Origin of the sequence: Lacibacter cauensis, assembly GCF_007830055.1 — a bacterium.
In the GTDB taxonomy this organism is placed as follows: Bacteria; Bacteroidota; Bacteroidia; order Chitinophagales; family Chitinophagaceae; genus Lacibacter; species Lacibacter cauensis.
The window spans coordinates 218,074-237,666 of record NZ_VLLE01000006.1 but is presented as its reverse complement, the minus strand read 5'-3'; the positions used below and the strand labels follow the sequence as shown (position 1 = coordinate 237,666).

General features: G+C 42.1%; 17 protein-coding genes. 15 read left to right on the top strand and 2 right to left on the bottom strand.

What is annotated here, in order from left to right; translation table 11 throughout:
* Positions 1–20: 20 nt before the first annotated feature.
* The 4 genes from IQ13_RS17645 (at position 21) to IQ13_RS17630 (ending at position 3,759) form a co-directional block, all read left to right on the top strand.
* Positions 21–1,556, top strand: coding sequence for a hydroxymethylglutaryl-CoA lyase-like TIM-barrel protein (locus IQ13_RS17645; protein WP_144887952.1), 1,536 nt, complete (start codon positions 21–23; stop codon positions 1,554–1,556).
* A gap of 93 nt (positions 1,557–1,649) precedes the next feature.
* Positions 1,650–2,723, top strand: coding sequence for a 3-isopropylmalate dehydrogenase (gene leuB / locus IQ13_RS17640; RefSeq protein WP_144887951.1), 1,074 nt, complete (start codon positions 1,650–1,652; stop codon positions 2,721–2,723).
* Between the two features lie 105 nt (positions 2,724–2,828).
* The gene (locus IQ13_RS17635; protein ID WP_144887950.1) at positions 2,829–3,299 is read left to right on the top strand and encodes a redoxin domain-containing protein; all 471 of its coding nucleotides are present in this window, start codon (positions 2,829–2,831) and stop codon (positions 3,297–3,299) included.
* A gap of 208 nt (positions 3,300–3,507) precedes the next feature.
* Complete coding sequence (locus IQ13_RS17630) at positions 3,508–3,759, top strand: T9SS type A sorting domain-containing protein (protein WP_158637432.1); 252 nt, start codon at positions 3,508–3,510, stop codon at positions 3,757–3,759.
* 96 nt (positions 3,760–3,855) lie between these two features.
* Here IQ13_RS17630 and IQ13_RS17625 read toward each other — a convergent pair whose 3' ends face one another.
* Complete coding sequence (locus IQ13_RS17625) at positions 3,856–5,028, bottom strand: class I SAM-dependent rRNA methyltransferase (protein WP_144887948.1); 1,173 nt, start codon at positions 5,026–5,028, stop codon at positions 3,856–3,858.
* Between the two features lie 170 nt (positions 5,029–5,198).
* Between IQ13_RS17625 and IQ13_RS17620 the strand changes: the two genes are divergently transcribed.
* The 10 genes from IQ13_RS17620 to IQ13_RS17575 all read left to right on the top strand — a co-directional run bounded on the left by IQ13_RS17620 (position 5,199) and on the right by IQ13_RS17575 (position 15,424).
* The gene (locus tag IQ13_RS17620) at positions 5,199–5,750 is read left to right on the top strand and encodes a nucleotide exchange factor GrpE (RefSeq protein ID WP_199758307.1); all 552 of its coding nucleotides are present in this window, start codon (positions 5,199–5,201) and stop codon (positions 5,748–5,750) included.
* 77 nt (positions 5,751–5,827) lie between these two features.
* On the top strand, positions 5,828–6,994 hold the full coding sequence (dnaJ, locus tag IQ13_RS17615) for a molecular chaperone DnaJ (RefSeq protein WP_199758306.1): 1,167 nt from the start codon (positions 5,828–5,830) through the stop codon (positions 6,992–6,994).
* Positions 6,995–7,216: 222 nt separating this feature from the next.
* Positions 7,217–7,663, top strand: coding sequence for a hypothetical protein (locus IQ13_RS17610; RefSeq protein ID WP_199758305.1), 447 nt, complete (start codon positions 7,217–7,219; stop codon positions 7,661–7,663).
* Between the two features lie 125 nt (positions 7,664–7,788).
* Complete coding sequence (gene aspS / locus IQ13_RS17605) at positions 7,789–9,633, top strand: aspartate--tRNA ligase (protein WP_144887945.1); 1,845 nt, start codon at positions 7,789–7,791, stop codon at positions 9,631–9,633.
* A 63-nt stretch (positions 9,634–9,696) separates the two neighbouring features.
* Positions 9,697–10,218 carry a hypothetical protein gene (locus IQ13_RS17600; protein WP_144887944.1) on the top strand — a complete coding sequence of 174 codons (522 nt, stop codon included), beginning with the start codon at positions 9,697–9,699 and terminating at the stop codon, positions 10,216–10,218.
* A 60-nt stretch (positions 10,219–10,278) separates the two neighbouring features.
* Positions 10,279–11,121, top strand: coding sequence for an alpha/beta hydrolase (locus IQ13_RS17595; protein ID WP_144887943.1), 843 nt, complete (start codon positions 10,279–10,281; stop codon positions 11,119–11,121).
* A 65-nt stretch (positions 11,122–11,186) separates the two neighbouring features.
* Positions 11,187–12,449 (top strand): replication-associated recombination protein A, encoded by a 1,263-nt coding sequence (locus IQ13_RS17590; RefSeq protein WP_144887942.1) that lies wholly within the window; start codon positions 11,187–11,189, stop codon positions 12,447–12,449.
* Between the two features lie 15 nt (positions 12,450–12,464).
* Complete coding sequence (locus tag IQ13_RS17585) at positions 12,465–13,814, top strand: M28 family metallopeptidase (RefSeq protein ID WP_144887941.1); 1,350 nt, start codon at positions 12,465–12,467, stop codon at positions 13,812–13,814.
* Complete coding sequence (locus tag IQ13_RS17580; RefSeq protein ID WP_144887940.1) at positions 13,811–14,272, top strand: GNAT family N-acetyltransferase; 462 nt, start codon at positions 13,811–13,813, stop codon at positions 14,270–14,272. The genes IQ13_RS17585 and IQ13_RS17580 overlap by 4 nt, the downstream gene beginning before the upstream one ends.
* Positions 14,273–14,431: 159 nt before the next feature.
* Entirely contained in the window at positions 14,432–15,424 is a 993-nt protein-coding gene (locus IQ13_RS17575) for a hypothetical protein (protein ID WP_144887939.1), read from the top strand.
* Between the two features lie 529 nt (positions 15,425–15,953).
* On the opposite strand, the gene uvrA is transcribed toward IQ13_RS17575, so the two are convergent.
* Positions 15,954–18,788 (bottom strand): excinuclease ABC subunit UvrA, encoded by a 2,835-nt coding sequence (gene uvrA / locus IQ13_RS17570; RefSeq protein ID WP_144887938.1) that lies wholly within the window; start codon positions 18,786–18,788, stop codon positions 15,954–15,956.
* Between the two features lie 271 nt (positions 18,789–19,059).
* On the opposite strand from uvrA, the gene IQ13_RS17565 reads away from it, so the two are divergent.
* Positions 19,060–19,518 (top strand): hypothetical protein, encoded by a 459-nt coding sequence (locus IQ13_RS17565; protein WP_144887937.1) that lies wholly within the window; start codon positions 19,060–19,062, stop codon positions 19,516–19,518.
* Positions 19,519–19,593 lie beyond the last annotated feature (75 nt).

Genomic DNA, 19,593 nt, shown 5'->3' with positions numbered 1-19,593 from the left:
TTCTGATCCCTTAAGCAACCATGCCCCACAACCAACGTTACATTGAAATAATGGATACAACACTCCGTGATGGTGAACAAACCAGCGGGGTATCTTTTTCTGCATCGGAAAAATTAACGATCGCACAATCGCTCTTAACTGAAGTGAAAGTTGATCGTATTGAAATTGCCTCTGCCCGTGTATCGGAAGGAGAGTTTGATGCAGTAAAGAAAATTACCAAATGGGCAAAAGCAAACGGATTGCTCAACAGGGTAGAAGTGCTCACGTTTGTAGATGGAGATGTATCGGTTGACTGGATGATCAAGGCCGGTGCAAAAGTGGCGAATCTTTTAACCAAAGGTTCACTCAATCATCTTACACATCAGCTCAAGAAAAAACCGGAGCAACACTTTGCTGAAATTGCAGAAGTAATCAGGCTGGCAAAAAAGAAAGGCATTGAAACAAATGTCTATCTCGAAGACTGGAGCAATGGGATGCGTCATTCAAAAGCGTACGTTTATCAATACCTTGATTTTATTGTAACGCAACCGGTAAAGCGTTTGATGTTGCCCGATACGTTGGGCATCTTAACACCTGCTGAAGTGTACGATTTCATTGCTGAAATTGTACAACGCTATCCCAACACGCATTTCGATTTTCATGGACATAATGATTACGATTTGGGTACAGCCAATGTAATGGAAGCATTGCGTGCAGGTGCACATGGTTTGCACTTGACCGTAAACGGTATGGGCGAACGTGCAGGTAATGCACCGTTGGCAAGTGCCATTGCGGTGATGCATGATTTTATGCCGAACATTAAATCATCCGTGGCTGAAAAATCATTGTATGGTGTAAGCAAGCTGGTAGAAACATTTTCGGGCATTCGTATCCCGGCCAATAAACCTGTTGTGGGTGAAAATGTGTTTACACAAACTGCAGGCATCCATGCCGATGGTGATAAGAAGAATAAATTGTACTTCAGCGATCTGATGCCCGAGCGTTTCGGTCGTCAGCGCAAATATGCTTTGGGCAAAACCAGCGGTAAAGCAAATATTGAAAATAATCTTGCACAATTAGGTATTCAGCTGAGCGATGCTGATTTGAAAAAAGTAACGCAACGTATCATTGAGCTGGGCGATAAAAAAGAAGTGGTAACACAGGCCGATCTGCCGTACATCATTTCTGATATTCTCGATAGCAATACCATTCAGGATAAAGTGCGTGTAGAAAATTATGTGCTCACACATTCAAAAAATCTTCGTCCATCAGTTACGCTTTGCTTAAGTATTAATGGCGAAATAGTTGAAGAACATGCGCAAGGCGATGGGCAGTACGATGCCTTCATGAATGCGTTGAAGAAAATTTACAAACAAAATAAAACGGAGTTACCGCTGCTTACCGATTATGCAGTGCGTATTCCTCCCGGTGGTAAGAGTGATGCGTTGTGCGAAACAATTATCACCTGGGCTCACAACAATAAAGAATTTAAAACACGTGGTCTTGACAGCGATCAAACCGTATCGGCGATTAAGGCAACACAGAAGATGTTGAATATAATTGTGAGTGGTGAGTAGTGAATGCCCGTCTGACGCCCTCGTCTGACGGATTACACTCACGACTATCGATTCACGACTCACGAAACAAAAACAAGTTCAAGCAGAATAACAATGGCAACAAAACACATTTTAATTGTTCCGGGCGATGGTATCGGACAGGAAGTAACAGCAGTAGGAAAGAAAGTATTGGATAAAATAGCAGCAAAGTTTGGTCACACATTTACCTACGATGAAGCATTAATTGGTCATGTGGCCATTGAAGCAACAGGTGTTCCATTACCTGATGAGTCGTTAGAAAAAATGCGCAAGTCAGATGCAGTATTGTTTGGTGCAGTAGGCCATCCGAAATATGATAATGATCCTTCTGCAAAAGTTCGTCCTGAGCAAGGTTTGCTGAAGATGCGGAAGGAACTTGGATTGTATGCTAATCTTCGCCCGATTAAATTATTTGATGAATTGTTAGGTGCATCAAGCATCAAACCTGAGATTTTGAAAGGTGCGGATATTTTGTTCTTCCGTGAATTGACCGGTGATATTTACTTCGGCGAAAAAGGACGTAAGAACAATGGTGACACAGCTTACGATATTGCTGAGTACAGCCGTTACGAAGTAGAACGTATTGCACGCAAAGCATTTGAAGCAGCACGTACCCGTAAAAAGAAATTATGTTCTGTTGATAAAGCGAATGTGATTGAAACATCACGCTTGTGGAGAGAAGTGATACAGCAGGTAGCGTTGGAATATCCTGATGTGGAAGTGGAACATCAGTTTGTTGATGCAACAGCGATGTTGCTCATTAAAGATCCACGTCGTTTTGATGTGGTGGTGACTGCGAATTTGTTTGGTGATATTCTTACAGATGAAGCTTCGCAGATTGCAGGTTCAATGGGTATGCTGGCAAGTGCATCGATTGGCGATGGTACGGGCGTGTATGAGCCCATCCACGGTTCAGCACATGATATTACCGGTAAAGGGGTAGCCAATCCGTTGGCTTCGGTTTTATCCGCTGCCTTGTTATTGGATATTTCGTTTGGCATGAAAACAGAATCTGAAGCGGTGATTAATGCTGTGGATAAAGTATTAAAAGATGGTTACCGTTCAAGAGATATTGCCGATGCAACCACAGCACCCGATAAAATTCTTGGAACGGATGCTATGGGTGAGCAGGTCCTGCTCCATATTTAAAAGGAAACTGAACAGGTAAAAGGGAAGCATCTAAAAAAATGCTTCCCTTTTCATTTAACAAATTGTACGAATCGTTGTTATACACAGATTAAAATAATTAACAGCATGCATATTAAAATTGGACAAAAGGCCCCTGATTTTACATTATTCGATAGTGAAAGAAATAAAGTAAGTCTTGCTGACTTTAAAGGAAAGAATGTCTTGATCCTGTTCTACCCACAGGCGTTCTCCAGTACCTGTACCGAAGAATTATGTACAGTTCGGGACGATATTGCCCGCTACAGCAATGCCAATGCGCAGGTGCTTGGTATTTCAGTGGATTCGATCTTTACCCTGAAAAGATACAGAGATGAGCAGGGGTACAATTTTCCGTTGCTGAGCGATTTTAATAAAGAAGTGTCAGCGGCTTACGATTCGTTGTACGAAAACTGGATTTTCGATATGAAGGGTGTATCGAAAAGAAGTGCTTTTATTGTTGATAAAGAAGGTGTTATACAATATGCCGAACTGGTTGAAACAAAAGATGCTGTGCCCGACTTTGAGGCGATCAATAAGTGTCTGGCAGCCCTCAATTAAGATAATCTTGACATAATTGGGAAGACGGATTTAAAAGAAATCCGTCTTCCTTATGTTAAGAATTGTGAAAAAAAGCTTGTAAATTGCAGATAATAAAACTAAGTTTGTTTCGTTGAAACGGATTTCTACCATAATCGCCTTTATCCTTTTGATAGCCACAACGACCTTCGCACAGAGCGACAGGTCAAATTCAGCTGGTGCTGAAAACGTGGTTAAGGTGGTTCGTTTTTATCCCAACCCCGCTTCTGCTTTTATCAATTTCGAGTTTAAAGACATCGCCGTTTCCAACTATTCCTTCAAAGTATTCAACTTCATCGGCAAAAAAGTACTCGAAATCAACAATCTTACACCCCGTACAGTTATCAACCTTAACGACTATTTCCGAGGCGTGTACATCTTCCAGTTAACCGACCGCAGCGGTAAAGTTGTGGAAAGCGGTAAGTTTCAAGTGGTGAAGTAATTTCTTTTTTTGTTTCTGGTTTTCGGTTTAAGGTTATAATACCTGCGTAATTTGTTTTGCTGACTTGTAACCAGCAACCTGAAACCGGCAACGTTTTTAGAGTACCTGCACAATCAAAAATTTCAAATAGTGTGTATTCTCCCAACCCCAAACAATCGGGTGGTCGGAGCTTTGTGTTTGAAAAGTAACTTGTCTCAACTGTCTGCGTGCATCTTTTGCTGCCATTTGTATGATTTCTAAAAACAAATCGGGCTGCACAAGATTGGTACAGGAAGAAGTAACGAGGAAGCCGCCCGGCTTTACCAGTTTCATGCCCCGCAAATTAATTTCTTTATAACCCGTAATGGCTTTTTGAATATTGGCTCTTGATTTGGTGAACGATGGCGGATCGAGCATCACCACATCGTATTGTTTCCCTTCTTTCACCCAGGTCTTCAGTACATCAAAGGCGTTCACACATTCAAACTTGCATACATCGGCAACACCGTTCAGCTCGGCATTTTTATTACACATGGCAATGGCATTTTCTGAAATATCCAGGCCATGTACGCTTTTTGCACCGTAGTGTGCTGCATGAATTTCGAATGTACCCGTGTAGGTAAAGGCCCCCAGCACATCGGCATCTTTTACAATATGCTGAATAGCCCGGCGGTTATCCTGCTGATCGAGGAAGTAGCCGGTTTTTTGCCCATTGGCAATATCTACATGAAACTGCAAGCCATTTTCGTTGATGATGATATTGGTATCGAAGGGTTCGCTTAAGAAACCTTTCTTTTGTTCCATGCCTTCCAGCTCACGGATGGGCACATCGTTTCGTTCGTAAATACCTTTCGGCTGAAAGATTTGCTGAATGGCTTTCACAATCGCTTCTTTCCACAGATCAATTCCTAGTGCCAGCGTTTGAATAACGAAATAGTCGTTGAATTTATCTACAATCAATTGAGGCAAACCATCTGCTTCACCAAAAATGAGACGGCAGTTTTCTTTATAGCCCATTTGCTGACGCTCTTTCCAAGCCTGGCTCAGCTTGCGCAAAAAGAAATCGTCGTTGATTTCTTCGTTTTTCTTTCGAGTAAGAATACGCACCAAAATCTGCGACTTCGGGTTGAAATAACCTCTGCCCAAAAATTTATCATCGTGGGTGTAAACATCTACAATAGCCCCGGCTTCTGCATTTCCTTCCACTCGGTTTACTTCGTTGGCAAATACCCATGGGTGACCATTTAAAACACGTTGACCTATTTTCCTGTTGAGCGTAATCTTCGTCATAGCGGGCAAAGATAATGGTAAGTACGAAGTGCAAGGTTGGAACTGTGAAGTAAATAGCTGTTGGCTGCTGCAAGGCAAGACAATTTGTCCAAATTGAGCCATTGGCAATATTCTTGACCAGCTTACCTTTGCCGACAATTTTACCATTTATGGATCAAAAGACGAACGAAATGACAGAACAAAACGCAGCAGAAGCAAATAATACTGCATTCAGTGCAGATATTAATACCGATGAAAATATTGCAGGTGTCAATCACCTCAATGAACAAGTGGCTGAGGAGAGTGAACTGGAAAAGCTGAAAGAAGCGTTGGAAGAGGAAAAGAAAAAATACCTCTACCTCATGGCCGAGTTCGATAATTTCCGTCGCCGCACAGCAAAAGAACGAGTGGAGCAGATGCAGACTGCCGGTAAGGAAGTAATTGTTTCTTTACTGGAAGTACTGGATGATGCCGACCGTGCCGAAATTGAACTTTCGAAAGCGGGGCCCGTTGACGAAGGCGTAAAACTGGTGTTTCATAAACTCCGGTCATCGTTACAGAACCGTGGGTTGAAAGTAATGGAAACGAAGTGGCTGGACTTTGATGCTGACAAACATGAAGCAATTACGGAAATTCCTGCGCCAACCGAAGAGTTGAAAGGAAAAGTAATCGACGAAATTGAAAAAGGATATTTGCTTAACGATAAAATCATCCGTTTTGCAAAAGTGGTGGTCGGTAAATAATTTGAAAATTAATTCAATTTGAGAATTTGAAAATTGAACACAATTAGCACATTTTCAAATTCTCAAATTTCCACATTATGAAAAGAGATTTTTACGAAATATTAGGTGTAAGCAAAACTGCTTCTGCGGATGAAATTAAAAAAGCATACCGCAAAGTTGCCATGCAGTATCACCCCGACCGTAACCCTGGAAACAAAGAAGCCGAAGAGAAATTTAAGGAAGCTGCAGAAGCGTATGAAGTTTTAAGCGATGCAGATAAGAAAGCACAATACGATCGTTACGGACATGCAGGTGTAGGTGGTAATGGACGTGGAGGTTTTGGTGGCGGTCATAACATGAACATGGATGATATCTTCAGCCAGTTCGGCGATATTTTTGGAGATGATAGTCCGTTCGGAAGTTTCTTTGGCGGCGGCGGAGGCCAACGCAGAGGCGGTGGCAAAACAAGAGGTGTAAGAGGCAGCAATTTGCGTGTACGCATCAAACTCAATTACGAAGAAATAGCAAAAGGTGCCAGCAAAACCATTAAGGTTAAAAAATATGTTGGCTGTACAACCTGTGGCAGCACCGGTGCAAAAGATAAAAGCAGTATGCAAACCTGCGGCACCTGCGGTGGTAGCGGCCAGGTAAGGCGTGTACAAAATACATTCCTTGGACAGATGCAAACGGTAACAACTTGTCCAACCTGTAACGGCGAAGGTTCAACCATTGCCAATAAGTGTACAGCATGTAAAGGCGAAGGCCGTGTGTATGGCGAAGAAAATATTACCATCGAAATTCCGGCCGGTGTACAGGAAGGCATGCAGCTGAATGTTAGCGGCCGTGGAAACACAGGTGAGCGTGGCGGTCCTGCCGGTGACCTCATCGTATTGATCGAAGAAGAAGCACATCCACAGCTCCATCGTGATGGATTGAATGTGGCATATGATCTGCATATTTCGTTCCCCGATGCGGTGTTTGGTATCCAGGCCGAAGTGCCTACCATCGACGGTCGTGCAAAAATTAAAATACCTCCGGGCACACAAAGCGGTAAAATTTTCCGCCTCAAAGGCAAAGGTTTCCCTGCGGTACAGAGTTATGAAAAAGGTGATCAGCTGATCTATGTAAATGTTTGGACACCGCAAAACCTTAGCTCCGAAGAAAAAGCAATGCTGGAAAAAATGCAGCAAAGCCAGAATTTTCATCCCAAACCCGAAAAAGGCGATAAAGGCTTCTTTGAACGGGTACGGGAAATGTTTAGCTAAAAACAGTGATTGAAAAATAGTAAGTGGCGAGTTCAATACTCGCCATTTTTTTTGTCCCGAATATGGCCTCGTCAACAGAAGAGTGTATTACTTCAACGTCCATCTCGACTATCGCTCGATTGACAAAAAATACCCTTCGATTCTGAGCGAAGTCGAAGAACGCTCAGGACTCATGCATCCATTCATTTCTTATTTTTATGCCTTCCCATTCAAACAACATTCATGAGTAATCAAGTCATCTATTCCATTCCTGCACGGTTTCGCCGTATCGAAAATCTGCATATTCTTTTCTGGCTCATTAAAGATGCGTTCTGGGCATTGAACCTGCGGATTCCCGGCTTGATCATGATTGTACCAACCGTATTGGCTGCTGTACTCATTACCTGGCAAACCCGGAAGCTTATTTCGGAGCTGGTACATAACCTTGCTGTTGTATTCTGGATCTTTGCCAACTGTACCTGGATGATTGGTGAGTTTTATGGCTGGGACGAAGGCAAGTACGGCATGCGGCACATGGCTTTGATTCCTTTTGGCATCGGGTTGCTGATCCTCTTTGTTTATTATGGCCTGTATTTTACCAGTTCATCTTTCAGGGAAAAACTTAGCCGCCAAACCGAAGAAGTGGTAGCCGAAGAACTTACCCACGAAAAGGAACAGAAATCAGTCTGACTTCGCTTCGGCTGGTTACCGCTCAATGGTTATCTTTGCGCTCCTTAGCAAACCTTTAGGTTGAAGCTGTTAAGTTTTGGCAGCGCCTTACTTTTCATTTTCAACGTTCAACTTTAAACTTTACTATGTATCGTTCTCATACTTGTGGCGAATTAAGAAGTAATCATATTGGAACAACCGTAACCCTCGCCGGATGGGTGCAAACTGTTCGTAAGTTCGGCAGTATTACGTTTGTGGATCTGCGGGATCGTTATGGCATCACTCAATTGTTGTTTGGCGAAGAGCTGAACAAAGTACTTGATGAAAACCCGCTGGGCCGTGAGTTTGTATTACAGGCAACCGGCACCGTAAGTGAGCGCAGCAACAAAAATCCCAACATTGCAACAGGTGATATTGAACTGCTGGTGAGCGAATTTAAAATACTCAACAAGTCTGCTGTTCCTCCATTCACCATACAGGATGATACTGATGGTGGCGATGATCTGCGGATGAAATACCGTTTTCTCGATCTGCGTCGTAACGCAGTGAAAAGAAATCTGGAATTGCGTTATGCCGTAAACCGTGCTGCAAGAAACTATTTGCATGGTAATGGCTTTATGGATATTGAAACACCGTTCTTAATTAAGTCAACTCCTGAAGGTGCAAGAGATTTCGTAGTGCCTTCAAGAATGAACCCCGGACAATTTTATGCACTGCCGCAAAGTCCGCAAACATTTAAACAGCTGTTGATGGTAAGTGGTTACGACCGTTACTACCAGATTGTAAAATGTTTTCGAGATGAAGATCTTCGAGCCGATCGTCAGCCGGAGTTTACCCAGATCGATTGTGAAATGGCATTTGTAGAGCAGGAAGATATTCTGAACATGTTTGAAGGGATGATCAAATCTATCTTCAAAGAAGTAAAGAACATTGATTATACCGAAGCGGTTGAACGCATGACATGGGAAGAAGCCATGTGGCAATACGGAAATGATAAACCCGATATCCGTTTTGGTATGAAGGTTTGCAATCTCAAGTTTCCTGCACATACATTCCCAACCAAGCAGAGCCAATCGGCTTTAATTGATGGAGTTGATTTTAAAGTGTTTGATGAAGCAGAAACCGTTTTGGCGATTGCTGTGCCGGGCTGCAGTGAGTACACACGCAAGCAAACCGATGAATTAACCGAGTGGGTAAAACGTCCGCAGATTGGCATGAAGGGTTTGGTGTTCATCAAATGCAATGCTGATGGTACATACAAAAGCAGCGTAGATAAATTTTACAGCGAAGAAAAATTAAAAGCCATTGCTGATGCCGCAAATGCAAAAGCAGGCGATCTCGTGTTGATTCTTGCTGGTACAGAAGAACGTACCCGTAAAGCCACCAGCGAACTCCGTTTGGAAATGGGGAAACGTTTAGGTTTACGGAAAGACAATGAGTTTAAGTTATTATGGGTACTCGATTTTCCGTTGTTTGAGTTTGCATTGGAAGACCAGGATGGCGGTGGTGCCGGCCGTTGGGTAGCAAGACATCATCCGTTTACAAGTCCGAAGCCTTCACATATTGACATCATGATCAACAACAGTCCAAAGGTTGATGATCTGGATAAATACCTGGAGCATCCGTATGCCAACATCAAAGCCAATGCGTATGATATGGTGTTGAACGGAAATGAAATTGGCGGTGGTTCTATTCGTATTTATCAACGTGAGTTGCAGGAAAAAATGTTTGCCGCATTGGGTATGGATGCAGAAGAACAGCAACACAAGTTTGGTTTCTTACTCGGTGCATTTGAATATGGCGCACCGCCACATGGTGGTATTGCGTTTGGTTTCGATCGTTTGTGTTCGATCCTTGGTGGCAGCGAAAGCATCCGTGATTTTATTGCCTTCCCGAAAAATAATTCTGGAAGAGATGTAATGCTCGATGCGCCAAGCGAAATCAACAATAAGCAGTTTGATGAATTGCAGATTAAGCTGGATTTGAAATAATTTTTTGTAGTTAAAATGCTCTGCACAACCTGTATTGTGCAGAGCATTCTTATTTAATTATGTATGAAGTCGTTATTGCTCTATCGTATTGTTTCTTATTTTCTTTTAGTCATTGCCGTCCTTCTTGGCATCGCAGCACTGTTTACGTTGTTGATTGCATTAGCTAATCCTGCTTTGCTCATCAGTGTATTTGTAGTAGTTGCAGTGGTGCTCTATTCCATTTCAAGTTTTTTGTTTTTGCATAACGGTCTTGATGGTAAACAAAAATTAAAAGTAAAGCTGCGTGATTTTATAAGGGTGAATGCATATGTAGCCCTTGTGTTTGTTGTGATGAATATTTTTCAATCCATTGCAGTTATTCTTGAACCATCGGTACTGAACCAGGCTGTGAATGATTTTGCAGCAGTACAACAATCAAAAACACCTTTACCTACCGGGCTGTTTTTGAACATTATGAAAGTGGCCATTTGGTTCCTTCTTATCTATGCCGTGGCGTTGGGCTATCATATTTCTGCAACTTTCCGTTACATGAAGCAATATGCAGCCCTGTTTGATGAGCAGCCGAAAAATAATCAACCTTACTGAGTTTTGTTTTAACACAATGCATCTGACGGTTTTTCGTTTCTTTAAGTAAATTGATCGTATATGCGTATACTGTTCGTTTGCTTGCTGACAATGCTGTTTTTTGCTTCCTGCAAAAAGAAAGAAGATGCCAATGCAGCAAAAACCTTCCTGAATGTGAAGTATGGAACAGATGCCAAGCAGGCAATGGATGTGTATTTGCCTGCAGGCAGAAGTACAACAGGAACACCTGTACTCATTTTAATACATGGAGGTGGATGGACAGAAGGCAGCCGCAACGATCTGAATGTTTTTGTTGATACACTCAAACGACGCTTACCCAACTACGCTATTTTCAATATCAGTTACCGCTTGGCAGCAAATGGTCAGAATTTGTTTCCTGCTCAGGAGAATGATGTAAAAGCAGCTGTTGAATTTATTTTCAGCAAACGAAACGAATATGCCGTGTCCGATCGGTTTGCATTCATTGGTGCAAGTGCCGGTGCACATCTTGCATTACTGCAGGCATACAAATACAGTACACCTGTAAAAGCAAAAGCAGTGGTTTCGTTTTTTGGTCCTACAGAATTGGTGCAGATGTATAATAATCCACCCAATCCCTTGGTGCCTTTATTACTTGCATCTGTAACGGGTGCAACTCCTTCCTCTAATCCTGTGCTATATCAGCAATCATCGCCCTACACATTTGCCATTGCCGGTGTAGCCCCCACTTTATTACTGCACGGAAGTAACGATTTAATTGTTGCGCCTTCGCAATCGACATTACTGCACACGAAATTAACTGCAGCCAATGTGCCCAGCCAGTCGGTTGTTTATAACGGTGCCGGACATGGCGATTGGGATGCCGCTACTTATGCAGATGCGTTTGCAAAAGTGGCTGTATTTCTGAAGCAGTATCATCCCTGATCTGCCATTCATAAAATCCTGTTGTTTGGGTTGTTTCCGTTTGCAGAATTGCAATAACTTGCCCTATGCAACAGCCACTCGCCGAACGGTTACGACCAACACAATTGCAGGATCTTGTCGGTCAGCAACATCTTTCCGGTAATGGAGGTATTCTTCAAAAAGCAATTGCCAGCGGACATATACCCAGCATGATTTTATGGGGCCCGCCCGGTGTTGGTAAAACAACCATTACCAACATTATTGCCCATTCTGTTGATGCTGCTTATTTTCAACTGAGTGCCATCAGCAGTGGTGTAAAAGATGTACGAGAAGTAATTGAACAGGCAAAGCAGGAAACCAAAGCCATTTTGTTTATCGATGAAATTCATCGCTTCAATAAAGGGCAACAGGATGCCTTGTTAGGTGCAGTAGAAAAAGGGATCATTACATTAATCGGCGCTACAACCGAAAATCCTTCGTTTGAAGTAAACAGTGCCTTGCTGAGCCGTTGCCAGGTATTTGTGTTGAAAGCATTGGATGAAAAAGATCTTGTGCAGCTTTTACAGAAAGCTATTCGTGAAGATGAAGAGTTGAAGAAACGAACTATTGAGTTGAAAGAAACGGAAGCACTCATTCGCTTAAGTGGTGGTGATGCACGAAAGTTATTGAACCTGTTGGAAATTGTAACAGACACATCCTCATCAACAGACGAATTTGTTATTACCGATGAACTTGTGTTACAAACCATTCAGCAAAAAATGGCGTTGTACGATAAGAGTGGCGAGCAGCATTACGATATCATTTCAGCCTTTATCAAATCAATCCGTGGAAGCGATCCCAACGCAGCGGTTTACTGGCTGGCACGTATGATTGAAGGGGGGGAAGACGTAAAGTTTATTGCCCGCAGATTATTGATTCTTGCAAGTGAAGATATTGGCAATGCCAATCCGAATGCACTGCTGTTGGCCAATGCAACATTTGAAGCAGTGAGCAAAATCGGTTATCCGGAATCGAGAATTATTTTGTCGCAGTGTGCGGTTTATCTGGCTTCATCGCCAAAGAGTAATGCATCGTATGCTGCTATTGATGCAGCCTTATCTGTAGTGAGGCAGAGTGGCGATTTATCGGTGCCGTTACATATCCGTAATGCACCAACGAAGTTGATGAAGAATATGGATTATGGTAAAGGGTATCAGTATTCGCATAACTACGAAAACAATTTCTCTGTGCAGGAATATTTGCCCGATGCAATCAGCGGAACAAAATTTTATGAGCCGGGTAAAAATGCAAGAGAGGAAGAGCTGCGTCGTTTTTTAAAACAACTCTGGAAAGAAAAATATAATTACTAAAACCAACTGTACAGTATGAAGCATTTTCTGTTAGCTGCAGCATTCATTCTAACGATCGGTGCTGCAAAGAGCCAAACAATTATTCAGCGGGATCCGGATATTGAAAAGATGGTAAAGGAAATTTCACCCGATTCGTTGAAAGCCTACATCTATAAGATGGTGAGTTTTGGCACAAGGCATACCATGAGTACCGTAACCGATCAAAAGAATGGTATTGGTGCTGCACGTGAATGGGTGGTAGCGAAGTTCAACGAATTTGCCAAACAATCGAACGGCCGCATGACGGCAATGGTAGATACCACCACGTTGCAGCCCGATGGAAGACGCATCAGCAAAGCAGTGAATCTCGGCAATGCTATGGCGATCTTAAAAGGAACGAATCCTGCTGATGGACGCATCTTTGTCATCAGCGGACATTTGGATAGTCGTGTTACGGATGTAATGAATGCCACCAGTGCAGCACCCGGTGCAAACGATGATGGCAGTGGCGTTGCGGCAGTATTGGAATGTGCCCGTATCATGAGTAAATACGAATTTTCAGCAACCATCATTTTTGTAGCTGTTAGTGGCGAAGAACAGGGATTGTTAGGGGCCAACTTTTTAGCCGGTAAAGCGAAAGATGCCAACTGGGTAATTGAAGCGGTGCTCAACAACGATATTATGGGCTCCAACAACAGTAGCGAAACCATGATTATTGATAACACAAAAGTGCGTGTGTTTAGCGAAGGATTACCTGCCTATGAGTTAGATAAAAGCGCAGCGAATATCCGGAACCTTGGTTTGGAGAATGATGGCAAGTCGAGACAACTGGCCCGTTATGTAAAAGAGGTAGGCGAGCGTTATGTCGACAACCTGGAAGTGGTGATGGTTTATCGCAATGATCGGTTTTTACGTGGTGGCGATCATACACCCTTTGTACAAAAAGGGTATGCAGCGGTACGTATTACAGAAATGAACGAAAATTTCGATCATCAGCACCAGGATCTGCGTACTGAAAAAGGAACGCAGTATGGCGATTTGCCTGAGTTTATGGACTTTGTTTATCTGGCAAAAAACACAGGCATCAACCTCGCTTCGTTGGCGAATTTGGCAAAGGCGCCATCTATGCCACTGGAAGTTAAAATCGAAACAAGAAATCTTACCAATTATTCGCTGATTAACTGGAAAGCACCGGCAGCAGGTAAAGTAAAAGGCTATTATGTATTGGTGCGTGAAACAACAAGTGCCGTTTGGCAAAAGAAAATTTTTACGGCAGATACCAATGTAAAACTGCCTTATTCAAAAGACAATTATTTTTTCGCAGTACAATCGGTAAATGAATTCGGTAACGAAAGTTTACCTGTTGTTCCAACACCCGGACGATGATAAAACTAAACTGGATATTAAAAAAGTTTGAAGCGTTAACACCGTATGAGTTATACGACATCATGTGGTTGCGTAACGAAGTATTTGTAGTAGAGCAAAATTGTGTGTACCAGGATGCTGATTATAAAGATTTGAAAGGCTGGCATTATATGGGCGTTAATGAGGAGGGGAAGCTGATGGCCTATGTGCGGTTATTGCCACCCGGTGTTTCGTACGAGGAGCCTTCGATCGGGCGAGTGCTGACGAATCCTGCAGCAAGAGGTACCGGCGTTGGCAGAGTTTTAATGCAGCAAGCCATCGAACAATGCAAAGCATTATTTGGAGATGTGCCAATTAAAATAGGCGCACAATATTACCTGCAGCAATTTTATTCATCGCTTGGATTTGTACAAACAAGTGCGATCTATCTTGAAGATGATATTGAGCACATAGAAATGATTCGGAATATTGAAAACTAATAGGTAATTTTACGAAACACCATCAGTAAAACTCCTTAAAAACCTATGCTGGCAAAGGGTTTTCATGTATTTCTGAATCAAAAAATTTTGTTCTTCAAGATTTGTTGTCTAATATTGTCTTGTCGTATCCAATTGAAGAAAAACCAAATATCCAATTCTATGAAAAGACGTACACTACAAGTCTCCCTGTACGCTTTATTGTTGATGATCTTTTCCACTAATCTAGTTAGTGCACAGATTGGTCTCACTACTGCAAATTCCCGTTTCGAAATCGGTTTAAATGTTGGCCCAATGAATTTCCTTGGCGACCTCGGTGGTAATCGTGGTAAAGGAACTATTGGTCCAAAAGATAATAACGTTCCGATGACGAATATGATTGGCGGTATTTCTGCTTCTTATTATCCGTCTGAATGGTTGGGTTTTCGTGCAGCTGCTAACATTGGTCAAATGGAAGGCGATGATCGGTTAATTAAACAAAAACAACCAGCTGATACGTACGAAGGTTCAAGAAAGTTCCGTAATCTCACATTCCGTTCGCCTCTTTACGAAGCATACGTTGGTATAGAGTTATACCCCACAGCATTTCTTAGTTTAAAAAATGGCTCCGGTCTTCCACGTTTTCGTCCCTACGGAATTCTTGGTATCGGTGGCATCAGCTTTAAACCACAAGGATTGTATAAAGATGCTGCAGGCAACGAATCGTGGGTTGATTTAAAACCACTCCGTTTAGAAGGACAAGGAATGGTGGAAACAGGCGTTCCTGAGTACAGCACATTTACATATGTTATTCCGATGGGTGTCGGTATTAAATACGATATCACTGAGCGTATTACATTTGGTATCGAGTTGATCCACAGAAAAACAGGAAGCGATTACATTGATGATGTAAGTACGAAGTATATCGATCCTGCATTGTTCGACAAATATCTCACACCTGCACAGGCAACACAAGCAAAATACCTGGCTAATCCCAGTTCGTTTTACCCAGGCATACCAGGTTATACTCCATATCGTATTGGTAAAAAGAGAGGTAATCCTGAAAGAAACGACTCCTACTTTTCCAGTACGTTTCGCTTAACCTGGAAAATTGGTGATGTGTATGCCGATTGGTTCCGAAATAAAAACTCAATGAAATGTCCGCAGTATTTTTAGTCTGACAATATCCTTTAATCCATACCCAAATCCCTAAAAATGAAAACTCAATTTCCAAAAGCAAAATCAAAGGTATTAACTGCCAACCCCGAGTTAACCATATGGTTACTACGTGTTGGGTTGATATCGCTTTACGTAATCCTTTATATTTTCAAGAAAAAATTATATCTGTAAACTTCTTAAGCAAAGTATGCAATAAACGTTAGTCCGTACCCTATTCTCTATTTTTCCAATCCTGTGAAAATCTAAAAAGAGAACTGTAGACCGATATTTATTTCACCATGCTTTGCTTATTTTTTTATTCCACGTTTGTAAACCAAGACTTCTATCAATGATTTGAGTAAAGTATGCAATAAACGTTAGTCTGAACCCTAATTCGAAGTTTTCCAATCCTTTGAAAATCTAAGAAGAGAGAACCAGTGACTGATATTTATTTCACCATGCTTTACTTTGTTTCTCTTGGTCCGTACTCTATCCTGTTGCCCCCCATTGGTCTGGGGGGCTTTTTTTTATTTGTAGAGTTCAAGTATTATAACTCAGTTTTCAGAAAACGTCCTGTATGACTTTCTTTACAGTTGATGAGTTCTTCCGGGGTGCCTTCAAATAATATTTTACCACCACCATCGCCTCCTTCAGGCCCAAGATCGATAATGTGGTCAGCTACTTTAATTACATCCATATTGTGTTCAATGACCAATACGGTATTACCTCTGTCGGTTAATTTATTCAATACCTCCAGCAAATGCTGAATGTCCTGGAAGTGTAAACCGGTTGTAGGTTCGTCAAGAATATAAAATGTTTTACCAGTATCTTTTTTAGCGAGTTCGGTTGCAAGTTTTACCCGTTGTGCTTCACCACCACTTAATGTAACAGCACTTTGTCCGAGTGTAATGTACCCGAGACCAACATCTTCCAGTACTTTTATTTTGCGATAGAGATAGGGTACCGATTGGAAAAATTCCACAGCTTCTTCCACTGTCATATTTAGTACATCAGCAATGGATTTCCCTTTGTAACGAATCTCTAACGTTTCACGGTTGTAACGCTTACCATTACATTCTTCGCAATGCACATAAACGTCTGGTAAAAAGTTCATTTCAATTACACGCATGCCACCACCTTCACAAACATCGCAACGACCCGTTTTAACATTAAACGAAAAACGACCGGCATTGTAACCACGGATCTTTGCTTCGGGCACGGCAGCAAACAATGTCCTTATTTCGGTAAAGAAACCACAATAGGTTGCAGGGTTGCTGCGTGGTGTACGGCCAATGGGCGACTGATCAATTTCAATTACTTTATCAATATGCTCCAATCCTTTAATGCTTTTGTATGGCATCGGGTTGGTTTTTGAATCGTAACAATATTTGCTGAGGATAGGGTAGAGCGTTTCATTAATGAGTGTACTCTTGCCACTGCCACTAACGCCTGTAACAACGATCAATTTACCCAAAGGAAATTTTGTACTTACATTGTTCAGGTTGTTGCCCCTTGCACCTTTCAGTTCAATAAACTTTCCATTGCCTTTGCGACGTTCTTTCGGAACGGCAATTGTTTTTTCGCCATTAAGGTATTGTGCGGTTTCACTTTTCGAACGTAATACATCTTTCGGGGTTCCTGCAGAAACAATTTGTCCGCCATGCTTGCCAGCCTGTGGACCCACATCTATCAGATGATCAGCTGCAAGCATAATATCTTTATCGTGTTCAACAACCAATACACTGTTGCCAACATCACGCAGGTTTTTCAATGCTTCAATTAAACGATGATTATCCCGTTGGTGTAAACCAATACTTGGTTCATCTAAAATGTAAGTGATGCCTTGCAGCTGTGAACCAATTTGTGTAGCCAAACGAATACGCTGACTTTCACCACCACTTAATGTACGGCTCGAACGGTTTAATGTGAGATAGGTTAAACCAACATCCAACAAAAACTGCAAACGCTCCCTAATCTCCTTCAACACATCTTTGGCAATTGCTGCCTGTTTATTGTTGATGCGTAATTCCAAGCCATCGAACCAGGCTGCAAGATTGTCGAGGTTTTGCTCGCTTAGTTCGGCAATGTTGCGGTCATCAATTTTAAACCAAAGACTTTCTTTACGTAAACGTGCACCGTTACAGCTGCCGCATGTTTTTAGCGTCGTAAACTGTGTTACCCATTCACGCAAACCTTCAGTGCTGTGTGTAGAAGTAAACCAACGTTTCAGCATAGGAATAATGCCTTCATAGCTACCCGTATATTCTTGCGGCACAGTTTCATCGCTTACATCAATCTCCAGCGCAGGATTAATATTCTTATCACCAAATAATAAAAGTTCAAGATGTTCTTTCGAAAGTTTTTCAACAGGAGTATCTAACTTGATCTTGTATTTTTTTGCAAATGCACTTACCTGTTGATATACACTTGCATCACGCTCTTCGCCTAGTGGCGCAATGCCGCCTTCTTTTACAGTAAGTTTGCTATCGGGGATAACCGATTCCATATCGATGGTATAAACATTACCCAAACCTTTACAGGTGGGGCATGCGCCGTAAGGAGAATTAAAAGAAAACGCATTTGGTGACGGTTCTTCATAACTAAGCCCTGTGTCTTCGCACATCAATTGTTTGGAGTACGATACAACGCTGTTCTTTTCTGTATCGATAAACATCAGATCTTTTCCAAGCCTGAGCGTTTGCTGTACACTCTGGCTGATGCGGACACGAAAATCATCACTCACCTTTAAACGATCAACCACTACTTCAATGTCATGAATTTTGTAGCGGTCTACCTGCATCTTTGGTGTAAGATCAACGATCTCTCCATCTACACGCACTTTTACAAAACCCTTTTTGCGGATATCTTCAAACAACTCACGGTAATGTCCTTTACGTCCTCTTACCAACGGTGCCAGTAACGAAATTTTTTGTCCATCGAAACGAGTGAAAATATTCTCCACAATTTCTTCTTCGCTCCACTTTACCATTTTTTTACCGGTGTTGTACGAGTAAGCTTCACTTGCACGGGCAAACAGCAAACGCAAAAAGTCGTACACCTCGGTAATGGTGCCAACCGTTGACCGGGGATTTTTATTGGTGGTTTTTTGCTCAATGGAAATAACAGGCGAAAGACCGGTAATCTTGTCTACATCGGGGCGTTCCATATCGCCAACAAACTGGCGGGCGTATGCACCAAAGGTTTCCATATAGCGACGTTGTCCTTCGGCGTAAATGGTATCAAATGCCAACGACGATTTACCACTGCCGCTGATGCCGGTAATCACTACCAGTTTGTTCTTAGGTATCTGTACATCAATATTCTTGAGATTGTGCACCCTTGCTCCCGAAACATCGATGTATTCATTCATTTCTTCACTCATAATTTTCACTGCCCGTTTTACGATCGGAAAGCGAATTTACCGTGAAATCGTTTACTAAAGTTATTAGGTTTAAGGAAATGCTTCTGAATGGTTTTCAGGAGTTTAAATTGTTGTGGGTGGAATACTGCGACCGACAGGGTAAAAAGCACGACGATCGGAGGCTCCATTAAATAATTGTTATGTGGAAAAGTAAGCTGTTGAAGGGTTTACGTTTGCGGAAGTATACGCTATCTTAAGGGTACAATCGATTCGCCATTTAAAACTTACACATATGGGCATTGCAGTTTACAACGAAGTTCCAATGATTTTAAACGATGGCAGAGATGAACATCGTTTTACAGTAAAGCTTAGTCCGGCAACTGAAAGTTTTCGATTGGAAAACGGAATGATTAAACGAAGCATCTTCATCGGAAAGCGCATGTTTAACCGGTTGTTCCAGTTTGTACGAAATGAGTATGGGCACAACCTGGGAAAAATTAAGTACGATGATGATCAGATGGTGAAAGGCTCTGCAACAATCGAACAACACGATCAATTCCGATTTCGTATAGAAGAAGGCGAAGGCATTGAAGTGGTGCTGGAAAATGAAGCAGTACCTGAGCGCAAACTTCGTGCAAGCATTAAACCCGTTTACGGTAACGAAACAGAACGAAAAGCACACCTGCGTGCTACAATTCCATCGGTATTGGCAGCATTGATCCTGGTACGTGAGGCGAATCCGGTGCTGTAACAACTGTTAGTGAAACAAATTTGGCAGATACCTCTTTTTCTGCCTACTTTTGCGCCAGTTCTTTATTAATCCCGC